The following is a 13,250-nucleotide window of genomic DNA, read 5'->3' on the forward strand; positions in this document are numbered from 1 at the left end:
TGGCGGTGTTGGGCAACAGGCCCATCACCGCCAGCATCGCCACCGACTTGCCGGAACCGGACTCGCCGACGATCGCCAGCACTTCGCGCGGCTCGATCGACAGGTCGATGCCCTGCACGGCCATGAACGGTCCGGCCGCGGTGTCGAAGGAGACGGTGAGGTTCTTGATCTCGAGCAGAGGCATTCTCACGACCTCTTCAGCTTGGGGTCGAGCGCGTCGCGCAGGCCGTCGCCGATCAAATTGATGGCGAAGACGGTGATCAGGATGGCGAGGCCGGGGAAGGTCACGACCCACCAGGCGCGCAGGATGAACTCGCGCGCCTCGGCCAGCATGGTGCCCCATTCCGGCGTCGGAGGCTGTGCGCCCATGCCGAGGAAGCCAAGGGCGGCCGCCTCGAGAATGGCGTTGGAGAAGGACAGCGTCGCCTGCACGATCAGCGGCGCGATGCAGTTGGGCAGGATGGTGACCAGCATCAGCCTGAGATGGCTGGCGCCGGCGACCTTGGCGGAGACGACGTATTCGCGGGTCTTCTCGGCCATTACGGCGGCGCGGGTGAGCCGGGCGAAATGCGGCTGCAGCACGAAGGCGATGGCGATCATGGCGTTGACGAGGCCGGGGCCAAGCACCGCCACCAGCACCAGGGCCAGCAGCAGCGACGGGAAGGCCAGGATGATGTCCATGATGCGCATGATCAGCGTGTCGACCCAGCCGCGGCAGTAGCCGGCGAGCAGGCCGAGGATGACGCCGGAGATCAGCGCGGTGGTGACGACGACGAAGGCGATGGCGAGCGAGAAACGCGAGCCGTAGATCAGCCGCGACAGCATATCGCGACCGACGGCGTCGGTGCCGAGCAGGAACTGCGCGTTGCCGCCCTCCTGCCAGGCCGGCGGCGTCAGGAAGAAGTCGCGGAACTGATCGTCCGGCGAATGCGGTGCCAGCAACGGCGCGAAGATGGCGATCAGGATCAGCAGCGCAAAGACGAAGAGCCCGATCACCGCGCCCTTGTTGACGGAGAAGTAGTGCCAGAACTCGCCGAACATCTGCAGCCTTGCGTCCTGCTGCTTGACGACGGTCGCGGCTTCGATGGTGGCTGGGCCTTCGTTGCTCATGTCAGTTGGCCCGGATGCGTGGGTTGATGACGGCGTAGAGCACGTCGACGATCAGGTTCACCGACATGACGATCAGCGCAATCAAAAGCAACCCGCCCTGCACGGTGAAATAGTCGCGCTTGGAAATGGCGTCGATCATCCATTTGCCGATGCCGGGCCAGGAGAAGATGCTCTCGGTCAGGATGGCGCCGGTCAAAAGCGTGCCGACCTGGAGGCCGATGGTGGTGACGACCGGGATCAGCGCGTTGCGGAAGGCATGCAGGCCGACCACCCGGAACGGGGTCAGGCCCTTGGCGCGCGCGGTGCGCACATAGTCTTCGCCAAGCACTTCGAGCATGGCCGACCGCGTCTGCCTGGCGATGACCGCGAGCGGGATGGTGCCGAGCACGATGGTTGGAAGAACAAGGTGTGACAGTGCCGAACGGAAGGCGCCCTTCTGTCCGGAGATCAGGGAATCGATGGTCATGAAGCCTGTCACCGGCTTGAAGAAGTAGAGAAGGTCGATGCGGCCGGAAACCGGTGTCCAGTGCAGCGTGCCGGAGAACACGATGATCAGCAGCAGACCCCACCAGAAGATCGGCATGGAATAGCCTGCCAGCGCCGTGCCCATGGTCAGCTGATCGAACCAGGAGCCGCGGCGAATGGCGGCGAAGATGCCGGCGGCGACACCCAGGAAGACGGCAAAGATCATGGCAAAGATGGCGAGCTCGACCGTTGCCGGGAAGCGCACCAGGAAGTCCTTGAGCACCGGCGTCTTGGTGGAAAACGAGGTGCCGAAATCACCGCTGAGGATGTTCGTCAGATAGGTCAGGTATTGTTGCCATATCGGCAGGTCGAAACCGAACTGGTGCATCAGCGCCGTGTGACGTTCGGGCGACAGGCCGCGTTCGCCCGCAAGCACCAGCACCGGATCACCGGGCAGGATGCGCACGAAGCCAAAGGCGAGGATGGTTATCCCGATGAAGGTCGGGATGATGAGGGCGAGCTTGCCGAGGATATAGCGCAGCATGGCGGGCGAGTGGGGGCGTCACCACATGGCGACGCCCCCGTTTCGCAACCTTATTCGGCGATATCGACGCCGTCGAAGCGATGGATACCGAGCGGATCCATCGCAAAGCCGGTGACGGTCTTCTGCATCGGCATGAACACCTTGGAGTGAGCGAGCGTCGCCCAGGGTGCCTGTTCCTTGAAGATGACCTGTGCCTGTTCATAGAGCTTGGTGCGCTCGGCCTGATCCGAAACGGTCTTGGCCTTATTGATGAGCGCGTCGAAGTCCTTGTTGCACCATTCCGCGCGGTTGTTCGAACCGACGGAAGCGCAGCTCAGGAGCACGCCGAGGAAGTTGTCCGGATCGCCATTGTCGCCGGTCCAGCCGACGATGACGGCGCCATCGTGATCGACCGCGGAAGCGCGCTTGAGGTATTCACCCCAATCGTAGCTGACGATGTTGACGGTGACGCCGACCTTGGCGAAGTCCGACTGGATCAGTTCGGCGGTGCGGCGCGCGTTCGGCATGTACGGGCGCGACACCGGCATGGCCCAGACGTTCATCTTGAGGTCCTTGACGCCGGCTTCTTCGAGCAGCTTCTTGGATGCATCCGGATCGTACGGATCGTCCTTCACTTCCTTGTTGTAGGACCACATGGTCGGCGGGATCGGATTAACCGCCACCTGGCCGGCACCCTGGAAGACGGCGTCGATGATAGCCTTCTTGTTGATGGCCATGTTGAGCGCCTTGCGGACGCGCACGTCGTCGAACGGCTTCTGCTGGGTGTTGTACATCAGCGCACCGACATTGAGGCCTTCCTGCTCGTCGACCTTCAGGCTGGCTTCAGCCTGCAGGCCGGCGATGTCGGCCGGTGCCGGGTATGACATGATGTTGCATTCGCCAGCCTTGAGCTTCTGCGCACGCACCGCTGGATCGGTGGTGATGGCGAAGACCAGATCGTCGATCTTCTGCTTGCCGCCCCAATAGTCCGGGTTGGCCTTGTAGCGGATGGCCGCGTCGGTCTGGTAGTCGACGAAGATGAACGGGCCGGTGCCGATCGGCTTCTGGTTGAAGAGTTCAGGTGTCTTGTCCGCCTGCAGCTTGTCGGCATATTCCTTGGAGACGACCGAGGCGAAGTCCATGCCCAGCGTCGGAATGAAGGTGATTGCCGGCTCCTTGAGGGTGAACTTCACCGTCAGGTCATCGACCTTCTCGACCTTGGTGATGTTGTCGCCGAACTGGTCATTGTAATACTGGTAGGCAATGCCCGGGATGTACTGGAACCACGGGCCAGCCTTGTCGACCTGACGCTCGAAAGAGAACACCACGTCGTCGGCGTTGAAGTCGCGCGTCGGGGTGAAATAGTCGGTGGCGGCGAACTTGACGCCCTTGCGCAGCTTGAAGACGTATTCCTTGCCATCGTCGGAGATCGTCCAGCTTTCAGCCAGGCCCGGCGAGGTCGTTGTTTTGCCGTGATCGAATTCGACAAGGCGGTTGAAGACGGTGCGCGACGACGCGTCGAACGTCTGGCCTGCGGTATACGGCGCCGGGTCGAAACCCTCAGGCGAAGCTTCCGCGCAATAGACCAGAGTTTTCGCGTTGGCCACGCCGCCCAGGACGCTTGCAGCCAGCAACGCGGCTGCAAAAGTCAGTTTCTTCTTCATTGAGCACTCCCTGATGTTCTTCCAAGCCCCTCTATCAGGCTCGCGAAGCGCGCATATAAGCACCGTTTTTCCGGCTTTGGAACACCCCGTTTGCTTACCCCGCGGGAAGCAGGAAAAAAATCCGCGATTTTGCTAAATGGCAGAAAAAATTAGCAGTTTTTTCCATTCACGCTATTATTAACGACCGCATTTTTTTATTGATCGCCGATTTGACGATATCGATGCCGCGCGCTCTTCCGAGCAGCCGAGGATGCACCGGGACACAGGCCGGGACACAGGGGAGAGTGTCGGCCGCTGGAAAGATTTTGGACGGCAAATCTTTCGCCGCCTTGCCGCAAGGGCAAGACTTGCACGGTCACCAATGGAGGCAATACATAGATGATATAGCGGCAGCAGCGGAGGACGTCTCTGTCAATTCAGGGGCGAGCGCAACGCAGACGAACAAGAATTGTCGAGGGAGGTAACGGGTGGCAAAAGCATCAAGGACGACGGCGCCGGCGAAAGCGGGGGCCAAGGCGGCTCCAAAGGCAGCCGGCAAGGTCAAGCCGAAAGCGCCAGTTGCCGAAGCTGCCGCGACCAAGCTGAAGGCGGCCAGCGTGCCAGCAAAGGCAAGCGCAAAGCCGGCGGCCAAAGCCCCGGCCAAGACTGCTGCCGGAAAGACAGCGTCCGCGGCAAAGCCCGCCGCCGTCAAGCCGGCGGCGAAGGCGGTAGCGGCGACAAAGGCGCCACCGGCAGCCAAGCCTGCCGAGGCTGCCGCGAAGCGATTGCCGAAAGCACTGACGGCGCTGGCCGCGGGACTGCCGGAAAAGCCGTGGCTCAAGAGCTATCCGAAAAACGTGGCGGCCGAAATTGGTCCCTTGCCCTACAGTTCGATCGGCGATTTCCTGGTTGGCGCCTGCAAGCAATTTTCCGCGCAACCAGCCTTTACCTGCATGGACAAGTCCATCAGCTACACCGATGTCGAGCGGCTGTCGGCGGCCTTCGGCGCCTACCTGCAATCGAAAGGCCTTCAGAACGGTGCGCGCATCGCGCTGATGATGCCGAATGTGCTGCAATATCCGGTAGCCATGATGGCCGTCTTGCGCGCCGGCTATGTCGTGGTGAACATCAATCCGCTCTACACGCCGCGCGAGCTCGAACATCAGCTGAAGGACTCCGGTGCGCAAGCCATCGTCATCCTGGAGAACTTTGCCAATACCTTGCAGGCGGTGATCGCCAGGACGGCGGTCAAGCATGTGGTGGTCGCCGCGATGGGCGACATGCTCGGCGGCCTGAAAGGCACCATCGTCAATTTCGTCGTGCGCCGCGTAAAGAAGATGGTGCCGGCCTGGTCTCTGCCCGGCCATGTCAAGTTCAACGCGGCCTTGAAGGCCGGCGCCGGCGCGACTTTCAAGCCGGTCAAGGTGGCAGCCGACGATGTCGCCTTCCTGCAATACACAGGCGGCACCACGGGCGTCTCGAAGGGTGCCACGCTGTTGCACAGCAACGTTCTCGCCAATGTCGCGCAGAACGCGCAGTGGATGGAGGACGCCTATACGATCAAGCCGAAACCGGCGCACCCCAACTTCATCTGCGCACTGCCGCTCTATCATATCTTCGCGCTGACGGTGAACGCGCTGATGGGCATGCAGCAGGGCGCCCGCAATGTGCTCATTCCCAACCCGCGCGACATTCCCGGCTTCGTCAAGGAACTGCAGAAATATCCGGTACACATCTTTCCGGGCCTCAACACGCTGTTCAACGCGTTGCTCAACAATGAGGATTTCCGCAAGCTCGACTTCAAGCCGCTGGTGCTGACGCTGGGCGGCGGCATGGCAGTGCAGAGAGGCGTCGCCGAACGTTGGAAGGCGCTGACCGGCTGTCCGGTCACCGAAGGCTACGGCCTCTCGGAAACCTCGCCGGTGGCCACCGCCAACAAATTCAGCGCCGGCGACTTCACCGGCACGATCGGCCTGCCGCTGCCCTCGACGGAGATCGCCATCCGCGACGATGACGGCAACAACCTGCCGCTCGGCGAGGTCGGCGAAATCTGCATCCGGGGACCGCAAGTGATGGCGGGCTACTGGAACCGGCCTGATGAGACCGCCAAGGTGATGACCAAGGACGGCTACTTCAAATCCGGCGACATGGGCTTCATGGACGAGCGCGGCTACACCAAGATCGTCGACCGCAAGAAGGACATGATCCTGGTCTCGGGCTTCAACGTCTATCCGAACGAACTCGAGGAAGTCGTGGCGATGCATCCGGGCGTGCTCGAAGTGGCGGCGATCGGCGTGCCGGATGAGCATTCGGGCGAGGTGCCGAAACTGTTCGTCGTCAAGAAGGATCCCGCGCTCACCGCAGAGGCGCTCACCGCTTTTTGCCGCGAGAACCTGACTGGCTACAAGCGGCCCAAATACATCGAATTCCGCACCGAACTGCCGAAGACACCGGTCGGCAAGATCCTGCGGCGAGCGCTGCGCGAATAGTGGATGACGATCTTGCCGACAACGACGCACCGGATCGGTGCTCGCGCCTCGACCCGGCGACGTTCATCAAGGCGAACATGCGCCTTGTCCCTGTGCCTGCGCTCCCAGAAATCCAGTTTTACACGGCTCACCCCGGCAGCGGATTGAGGCGGCTCGTCGAGCCCGAAGACGATGCGGAAGACGTGCCGGAGCCACAACCGCCCTACTGGGCCTATATATGGGCCGGCGGCGCCGTGCTCGCGCGCTATGTCCTCGACCATCCGATGACCGTGGCGGGTCGCCGCGTGCTCGACCTCGGTGCCGGTTCCGGCCTTGTCGGCATCGCCGCCGCGAAAGCTGGGGCACGCGAAGTAATCGCCGCCGAGATCGACCGCAACGGCGTAGCCGCGATCGGCCTCAATGCCGCAGCCAACGGCGTCGAGATCATCATTGTCGACAAGGACATCACCACGGGTCGTCCGCCGGCCGTCGACCTCGTGCTTGCAGGGGACGTGTTCTACGGCCGCGAGGTCGCTCTGCGCGTCATCCCGTTCCTCGATCGCTGCCTGGCAGCCGGCATCGAAGTGCTGGTCGGCGATCCCCGCCGCACCGACCTGCCGCTGTCGCGGCTACGGTTACTCGCCGAATACCGGGTGCCGGATTTCGGCGATGCGAAGGGTGCCGCGACCAAGCCGAGCGGTGTGTTTTCCTTTGAGGCGGAAGACCGCTGGCGCTGAGATCAAAACCCAGTCACTCGGAATGACCGGATTCGACCTCCATCTTTGCCGCAACGACGTTGCTGGCCGTTACCTGAAAGCAGACATTCGACTGCGGCATCGCGTTGGCCGTTTTGCGCCTGATTCCCGCCGTTTGGGCTTGAAGTAGGAAACGGCTCCGACGCGGCTGGCCCGCCCTCGGAACGGGACCTGCTCGACTTGGCGAGAAGCTGCCATAGCAGCGTCGAACCTGGGAGGTTGCAATTCTCCAGAAGGATAATTATCTAGCGCGCTAGATACTAGCTCACCAGTGAACTCTAATTTGTCTCTTTAGGTTACGGTATGGCACCTAAAAAAAGCCCATCACAACAGGTTCGGATGCAAATCTCGTTCGCCCTCTACGGGGCGGCGGGTCGGATGGCACGCATGCACAAGCCGTTCCTCGATCCGCTGAGCCTGACCTTTCCCCAGTATCTTGTGATGCTGGAGCTCTATACGTCCGCGCCTCGGACCGTCGGTGATCTTGGAAACGCTTTGGGCATGGACACCGGCACGATCACGCCATTGCTCAAGCGGCTCGAGACCTGCGGGATGGTGACGCGAATGCGCGATCCTGAGGACGAACGCCGGGTCCTTGTCGATCTCACGCCTGCCGCTCGCAGCATCCAGGACGCGGTTTGGAGCATCTCCGGCAAGATAAAGAGTGCCTGTCAAATGTCCGAGGACGAGATCATGGCGCTGCGAGACACTCTTCATCACTTCGCTCACCCTGCCAAAATTTGAAAACCAAAGGATATGAAATGAAAATCGGAATCATTGGGGCCGGCAACATCGGCTCGCTGGTCGCAAAGAAGCTGGACGCCGCCGGCCACCAGGTGAAACTGGCCAACTCGCGTGGCCCCGAAAGTCTGGCGGACACAGTTGCTGGCACCGGCATCCAGGCCGTTGAGAGAGAGGCGGCAGTGCTAGATGCCGATGTGGTCATCCTCTCAGTGCCCTTTGCCAAGAACCCAGACCTGGCAACGGTTCTTGCCGGCGCCCCTGCTGGTGCAATCGTGGTAGACACATCCAACTACTATCCAGCCCGTGACACCAAAATCTCCGAGGTGGATAGCGGCAAGCCGGAGACCGTTTGGGCCAGCGCGCAAGTCGGACGTCCCCTTGTTAAGGCTTGGAACGCCTTGCTCTCGCTAACCTTAGCCGAGGCCGGCTTGGAGGCCGGTGTTCCAGGTCGCATTGCGATCCCGATCTCGGGTGACGACGCCGCAGCCAAAGCACTTGTCTCCGATCTCGTCAGCGTCACCGGCTTCGATACGGTGGATGCGGGCACTCTCGAAGAGTCCTGGCGACTGCAGCCGGGCACTCCTGCCTATTGCACTGAGTTGACCGCCGACGAACTCAAGGCTGCGCTCACCGCCGCTGACAGGAAACGCGCTCCATTGAACCGCGACGCTATCATGGCGTCGTTCTCCAAGCCGGATGTAGAGTTCACCCGAACTGGCGCAGTCGCAACCAATCGGTCTTTGTCTGCTTGATGTAGATTGCGGCCGCCCGCTATAAAGCGGGCGGCACGCTACCTTCGCCAGTTACTGGGGCGCCACTTTACACTGGGCCACCGCCACGGACCCTCGCACTCCATATGCTCTGAAAATTTCTGGAAGGAATGAACCTTACGGGAAACCGTGGCCCCTGGCGTCATTGACCGTCTCGCTAATCCACGTGTTGATATTGCTCGAATTTCCAGTCCGGCCTTGTGACAGTTAGGTAGGTAAGCGCGCCGGTTTCAATGTAGTGGGCAATGCCTGCTTCAACGACCACGACGTCTTTCTCACCCACGTCGTACTCCTTATCGCCAACGATAAATTTGGCCGTTCCTTTAACAATGAAATATATCTCGTTGGTTTCCTTATTTAGGTGCTGACCTGTTAGCGGGCTTCTCATCGTCAGTGTCTGATATGAAATTCCTACCTCGCTGTTTAGGAAATATTTCCATATCGTGCCCTCTAAAGTATTTATTTCTCTCGATTTGTTAGCTGGAATATGCATCGATTGTCCTCATTGATCGTACTTAGTTTTTCTTCATCGAGTTGCGGCGAATTTGCTCTATTCGCCGCCGAATTCTCGCGCTCGGCCTGTGGCCACGTTTTTCGTCTGATCTGACCACTAGGCGCCGCAGGCACAGTCAGCCGCGCTGAACCGCAGCCTCGAGCAGCACCTTGGCCGCATCGCGCGTTGCAAGCGGTTCAACGCCCCCCCGCATGGCTTGCGCGTTCACGAGCGAGCCCTGGATGAGTGCGAGAATCTGAACGACCACGCTCTCTTGATTTTTCAACTTCAAGGGCTGGACGAGCGACGCGACAAACTTACGTAGGTCATGGAAGTAAGCTGCGAGCGTTGCCTGCACCTCTGGCGTTTCCGCGTCCGGTCCGAACTCGGCCAGCCCGCGAACGAAAGGACAGCCGCGAAAAGTAGGCGCTTGAAAGGACGCGTTCAGTGCGTCGAAAATGGCCAGCACGCGATCCAGCGGTGCCGGTCCAGCTTGTTCAGTCGCAGTCGCCAGCATGTCGAACCACAGCGCGCTTTTATGGCGCAGATAGGTAGCTGCAAGATTGGCCTTCGAGGGGAAGTGCTTATAGAACGTCATCTTTGCGACGCCGCTCTCGGCGATGATGCGATCGATTCCCACGGTATGGATGCTGTTCCGATAAAATAGCTCGGACGCTGTTTTCAGAATTCGCTGTCGCGGAGCCAGGGCGTCCAGCGACCGCGATTCCAGGTCGAGGTACTCACTCACATCCAAAGTTTTCATTCTCGCCTGCCGGTGCGCGTTCGGTGTAGAAACAGAATAGTCTGTCTATTTTCCCATTGCAAGATACATACAGGTCTGTATATATCTCGCTTGCCCCGTTAGGTGGGCAAGCGAGAGGATCGAGAAAATGAGCAGTAAGGTTGCAGTTGTTACCGGGGCGAGCAGCGGTTTTGGAAAGCTCACCGCCTTGGAGCTCGCCAGGCGCGGTCACGTGGTGGTCGCGACCATGCGCGACATCGAAGGCAAAAACAGCCAAATCGGCAGCGAGCTAATCGACGCTGCAAAAACCGGAGGGCATCTCCTGCAGGTCATTGAGATGGATGTAACGGACGAAGCGTCGGTCAACGCTGCGATCGATCGGGTGGTCAAGCAACACGGCAGAATCGATGCGCTCGTCAACAACGCAGGCACGATGTTCGTCGGCTTGACCGAAGCCTACACGGTGGCAGACATCGAGCAGCAATTTGCCGTGAATTTTTTTGGGGCTGTAAGGGCCGATCGCGCCGTACTACCACATATGCGTGCAGCGGGTAGCGGCGTCCTCATCCATGTGACCTCGTTGATGGGGCGCGTCATCGTTCCGTTCTTTGGTGTTTATTCCGCCAGCAAGTTTGCGCTTGAAGCGCTAGCCGAGGCGTATCGATATGAACTGTCCAGCTTCGGGGTTGACTCAGTGATCGTGGAACCGGGGCCATTTCCGAGCAATCTGCTTCCATCCAGCCCAGCGCCCTCCGACGAACAGGTATTGGCGACATATGGCGCTGTTGCGTCGGTCCCAGGCCAAATCAAAAACAACTCCGACCAGGCACTTGATCCTGCGAATCCACCCCGCCCTCAGTTGGTGGCTGACGCCATCGCACGGCTAGTCGAGGCTACGGAACGGCGCCCATTGCGCACCGTCGTCATGCCAGAGGGCATGGACTTCGGGGTGGAGGGACTGAATCAGGCCGTCGCTCCCATTCAAAACAACCTGCTGACTGCGCTCGGAATGTCGAACATGATCTGACAGCGGGTACGGCCAATGGCGGTCGTAGTGGCGCATCCGAAGCGAAGATGGCCTCCTGGATCGTGCACCGGCCGTGCCCACCGTTGTGGGCGGAAAGGGCGGCGCGACAAATCCGGAGCAGTTGTTTGCTAACGGCTATGCCGCCTGCTTTGAGGAATGTGGTTACAGACACGCCCTCTGACCGAATGTTAGCAACGCGCTCCATTTTTGCCACGCGGGTAGTGCCCCCAAGTGGCAGCCTACAACCTCAAACGACGGCTTTCGGCCCATGGCAGACATAGAAGCGAGCGACTGCATGTCTGCTTTCCTGAGCTGCTTCCCCGAAATCTGCCCGCTTTCCACCCGATCTCAGCCGTTGGCGGGAAAGTCCAAGTTGATTTTGCCCCGGCGTTGGAGTCAGATCGTCTCCTTGACCCGCGCCGAGAGAAAGTCAGGCAGATCGGCAACCGAATCGAGAACGACGTCGGCAATGCCGGACAGCGATTCGCGTGTGCCGGTGCCGGAGAGCACGCCGACCGCCAGCCCGCAGCCGCCGGCGCGCGCCATTTCGAGGTCATGCCTGTTATCGCCGACCATGGCGATCTCCGCCGGCCTTAGGCCGGTGAGATCGCTGAAGGCCAGGATGGTGTCGGGCGCCGGCTTCGGATTGGCCACCGCGTCGTAGCCATAGGCCGCGTCGAACAATTGGGCGACGCCAAGCGTGACCAGCGTCTTTTCCGCACCGCTGGTCGAATCGTTGGTGGCAACGCCAAGCCGGTAGGACTTCCTGTGCAGTGCCGTCAGCGTGTCGACGATGCCCGGCAGCGCCACCGCCATTGCCGAGCCCTGCATCGAGGTGATCTCGTTGAAGCGGGCAACCGCAAGCATCTGGTCCTCGTTGGACAGGCGCGGGAACCACAATTCGACGACGTCGAGATTGGTGCCCGACGCAAAGATCGAGTCCGGCTTGAAGCGCTTGTTGGTGAAATCGAAACCGGCAGCGGCCAGCAGCCTGTCGGCTTTCCAGCGATCGCCTTCCGACGCATCCATGGCCATGAAGTCGGCAATGCCGAGCCAGGTCGCGTTGAAGTCGACAAGCGTTCCATCCTTGTCGAACAATATTCCCTTGATGTCTGCCAAACTTTTCACTCCGAGCCACGCAAATGGTGGATGAATCCCACAAGGCCAGCGGTCGATGCGTCTCGCTTCGCGGCACTTTCCTTGCCCTCCACGACAGGCAAAAGGCCGGTGGCCAGTTCCTTGCCAAGCTCGACGCCCCACTGGTCGAAGGAGTTGATGTTGAACAGCGTACCCTCGACGAAGACGCGGTGCTCGTAGAGCGCGATCAGCCGGCCGAAGGTGCGCGGGTCGAGTTTGCGGTAGAGGATGGTCACCGAGGGCCGGTTGCCGGAGAAGACGCGGTGCGGGGCTATCTTGTCGACCTCGGCCGGCTTCATGCCCTTGGCCAGCATCTGGGCGCGGGCCTCCTCAAGCGTGCGGCCCTTCATCAGCGCTTCCGACTGCGCCAGGCAGTTGGCGAGCAGCAGATCATGCTGATGCTTGAGATCGGGCTCGTGGCCGATGGCCGCGGCGAGGAACTCGACCGGGATGAAATCGGTGCCCTGATGCAGCAGCTGGAAGAAGGCATGCTGGCCGTTGGTGCCGGGCTCGCCCCAGACCAGCGGTCCGGTCGGCGTCGCCGCAGCCGTGCCTTCGAGGGTGACGCTCTTGCCGTTCGATTCCATGTCGAGCTGCTGCAGATAGGCAGGCAGCCTGGACAGGCGCTGGTCATAAGGGATGACGGCGCGAGCCGGGTAGCCGCAGATCACGCGATGCCACCAGCCGACCAGCCCCAGCAGCGCCGGCAGGTTCTCCTGCACGGGCGCGATGCGGAAATGCTCGTCCATCTCATGCGCGCCATCGAGAAAGGCACGAAAATTCCTCGGGCCGACAGCGATCATCACCGGCAGGCCGATGGCGCCCCAGAGCGAATAGCGGCCGCCGACCCAGTCCCAGAAGCCGAAGACGCGATCCGGCGCGATGCCGAACTTGGCCACCAGGTCGAGCGCGGTCGAGACAGCGGCGAAATGCTTGCCGACCGCTTCCTTGCCGAGCGCCTTCTGCACCCAGTCGCGCGCCGTCTGGGCATTGGTCATCGTCTCGACGGTGGTGAAGGTCTTGGAGGCGATGATGAAAAGCGTGGTTTCGGCGGACAGCCCCTTCAGCGTGTCGTGGATATGGGCGCCGTCGATGTTGGAGACGTAATGCGCGCGCGGCCCGTCATGATAGGGCGCCAGCGCCAGCGTCGCCATGGCCGGGCCGAGATCGGAGCCGCCGATGCCGATGTTGACGATGTCCGTGATCTTCTTGCCGGTGGCGCCGGCCGCCTTGCCCGAACGCACGGCATCGGCAAAGGCGCCCATGGCGTCGAGCACGGCGATGACATCCGCCTTGACGTCCTGGCCATCGACAATGACGCCCTTGCCGGTCAGGTTGCGCAGCGCCGTGTGCAGCACGGCGCGGTCCTCGGT

The 13,250-nt window shown here is 61.1% G+C and carries 13 protein-coding genes and 1 pseudogene; 6 read left to right on the top strand and 8 right to left on the bottom strand.

Going from position 1 to position 13,250, the window contains the following annotated elements:
- From EN935_RS07045 to EN935_RS07060, 4 genes are all read right to left on the bottom strand, one after another.
- Positions 1 to 184: ATP-binding cassette domain-containing protein (locus EN935_RS07045; protein WP_127373234.1), on the bottom strand; the 184-nt coding region annotated here is incomplete at its 3' end.
- 2 nt (positions 185 to 186) lie between these two features.
- Positions 187 to 1,041 carry an ABC transporter permease subunit gene (locus EN935_RS07050; RefSeq protein ID WP_245488888.1) on the bottom strand — a complete coding sequence of 285 codons (855 nt, stop codon included), beginning with the start codon at positions 1,039 to 1,041 and terminating at the stop codon, positions 187 to 189.
- Positions 1,042 to 1,111: 70 nt separating this feature from the next.
- Positions 1,112 to 2,119 carry an ABC transporter permease subunit gene (locus tag EN935_RS07055; RefSeq protein WP_127264549.1) on the bottom strand — a complete coding sequence of 336 codons (1,008 nt, stop codon included), beginning with the start codon at positions 2,117 to 2,119 and terminating at the stop codon, positions 1,112 to 1,114.
- Between the two features lie 50 nt (positions 2,120 to 2,169).
- On the bottom strand, positions 2,170 to 3,762 hold the full coding sequence (locus EN935_RS07060; protein ID WP_126067526.1) for an ABC transporter substrate-binding protein: 1,593 nt from the start codon (positions 3,760 to 3,762) through the stop codon (positions 2,170 to 2,172).
- Positions 3,763 to 4,229: 467 nt separating this feature from the next.
- Between EN935_RS07060 and EN935_RS07065 the strand changes: the two genes are divergently transcribed.
- The 4 genes from EN935_RS07065 (at position 4,230) to EN935_RS07080 (ending at position 8,460) form a co-directional block, all read left to right on the top strand.
- Positions 4,230 to 6,230 (top strand): long-chain fatty acid--CoA ligase, encoded by a 2,001-nt coding sequence (locus EN935_RS07065; RefSeq protein ID WP_127373236.1) that lies wholly within the window; start codon positions 4,230 to 4,232, stop codon positions 6,228 to 6,230.
- Positions 6,230 to 6,946, top strand: coding sequence for a methyltransferase (locus EN935_RS07070; protein WP_245468921.1), 717 nt, complete (start codon positions 6,230 to 6,232; stop codon positions 6,944 to 6,946). Before EN935_RS07065 ends, EN935_RS07070 begins: the two co-directional genes overlap by 1 nt.
- Positions 6,947 to 7,351: 405 nt before the next feature.
- The gene (locus EN935_RS07075; protein ID WP_245468922.1) at positions 7,352 to 7,708 is read left to right on the top strand and encodes a MarR family transcriptional regulator; all 357 of its coding nucleotides are present in this window, start codon (positions 7,352 to 7,354) and stop codon (positions 7,706 to 7,708) included.
- A gap of 17 nt (positions 7,709 to 7,725) precedes the next feature.
- Positions 7,726 to 8,460, top strand: coding sequence for an NAD(P)-binding domain-containing protein (locus EN935_RS07080; protein ID WP_109666168.1), 735 nt, complete (start codon positions 7,726 to 7,728; stop codon positions 8,458 to 8,460).
- A gap of 175 nt (positions 8,461 to 8,635) precedes the next feature.
- Here the strand turns inward: EN935_RS07080 and EN935_RS07085 are convergent, their stop codons facing one another.
- Positions 8,636 to 8,971 (bottom strand): cupin domain-containing protein, encoded by a 336-nt coding sequence (locus tag EN935_RS07085; protein WP_109666166.1) that lies wholly within the window; start codon positions 8,969 to 8,971, stop codon positions 8,636 to 8,638.
- Between the two features lie 136 nt (positions 8,972 to 9,107).
- Positions 9,108 to 9,734 (bottom strand): TetR/AcrR family transcriptional regulator, encoded by a 627-nt coding sequence (locus EN935_RS07090; protein WP_109666164.1) that lies wholly within the window; start codon positions 9,732 to 9,734, stop codon positions 9,108 to 9,110.
- Positions 9,735 to 9,861: 127 nt separating this feature from the next.
- On the opposite strand from EN935_RS07090, the gene EN935_RS07095 reads away from it, so the two are divergent.
- Together EN935_RS07095 and EN935_RS41895 are read left to right on the top strand one after the other, a co-directional pair.
- Positions 9,862 to 10,740 (top strand): SDR family oxidoreductase, encoded by an 879-nt coding sequence (locus EN935_RS07095; RefSeq protein ID WP_127264644.1) that lies wholly within the window; start codon positions 9,862 to 9,864, stop codon positions 10,738 to 10,740.
- A pseudogene (locus EN935_RS41895) lies at positions 10,737 to 10,894 on the top strand (Ohr subfamily peroxiredoxin); the annotation flags it as partial. The gene EN935_RS07095 and the pseudogene EN935_RS41895, both read left to right, overlap by 4 nt.
- A gap of 242 nt (positions 10,895 to 11,136) precedes the next feature.
- Here EN935_RS41895 and EN935_RS07105 read toward each other — a convergent pair.
- Complete coding sequence (locus EN935_RS07105) at positions 11,137 to 11,859, bottom strand: HAD family hydrolase (protein WP_109666160.1); 723 nt, start codon at positions 11,857 to 11,859, stop codon at positions 11,137 to 11,139.
- Positions 11,860 to 11,864: 5 nt separating this feature from the next.
- The coding region (gene pgi / locus EN935_RS07110; protein WP_127373237.1) for a glucose-6-phosphate isomerase at positions 11,865 to 13,250 on the bottom strand (1,386 nt) is incomplete at its 5' end.

It is taken from the genome of Mesorhizobium sp. M7D.F.Ca.US.004.03.1.1, from assembly GCF_003998635.1.
GTDB classification, from domain to species: Bacteria; Pseudomonadota; Alphaproteobacteria; order Rhizobiales; family Rhizobiaceae; genus Mesorhizobium; species Mesorhizobium loti.

Bases quoted from the DNA above. Each gene is read 5' to 3' on its own strand.
- EN935_RS07050 (WP_245488888.1), bottom strand. From the start codon at position 1,041: ATGTTCGGCGAGTTCTGGCACTACTTCTCCGTCAACAAGGGCGCGGTG.
- EN935_RS07055 (WP_127264549.1), bottom strand. From the start codon at position 2,119: ATGCTGCGCTATATCCTCGGCAAGCTCGCCCTCATCATCCCGACCTTC.
- EN935_RS07060 (WP_126067526.1), bottom strand. From the start codon at position 3,762: ATGAAGAAGAAACTGACTTTTGCAGCCGCGTTGCTGGCTGCAAGCGTC.
- EN935_RS07075 (WP_245468922.1), top strand. From the start codon at position 7,352: ATGCACAAGCCGTTCCTCGATCCGCTGAGCCTGACCTTTCCCCAGTAT.
- EN935_RS07080 (WP_109666168.1), top strand. From the start codon at position 7,726: ATGAAAATCGGAATCATTGGGGCCGGCAACATCGGCTCGCTGGTCGCA.
- EN935_RS07085 (WP_109666166.1), bottom strand. From the start codon at position 8,971: ATGCATATTCCAGCTAACAAATCGAGAGAAATAAATACTTTAGAGGGC.
- EN935_RS07090 (WP_109666164.1), bottom strand. From the start codon at position 9,734: ATGAAAACTTTGGATGTGAGTGAGTACCTCGACCTGGAATCGCGGTCG.
- EN935_RS07095 (WP_127264644.1), top strand. From the start codon at position 9,862: ATGAGCAGTAAGGTTGCAGTTGTTACCGGGGCGAGCAGCGGTTTTGGA.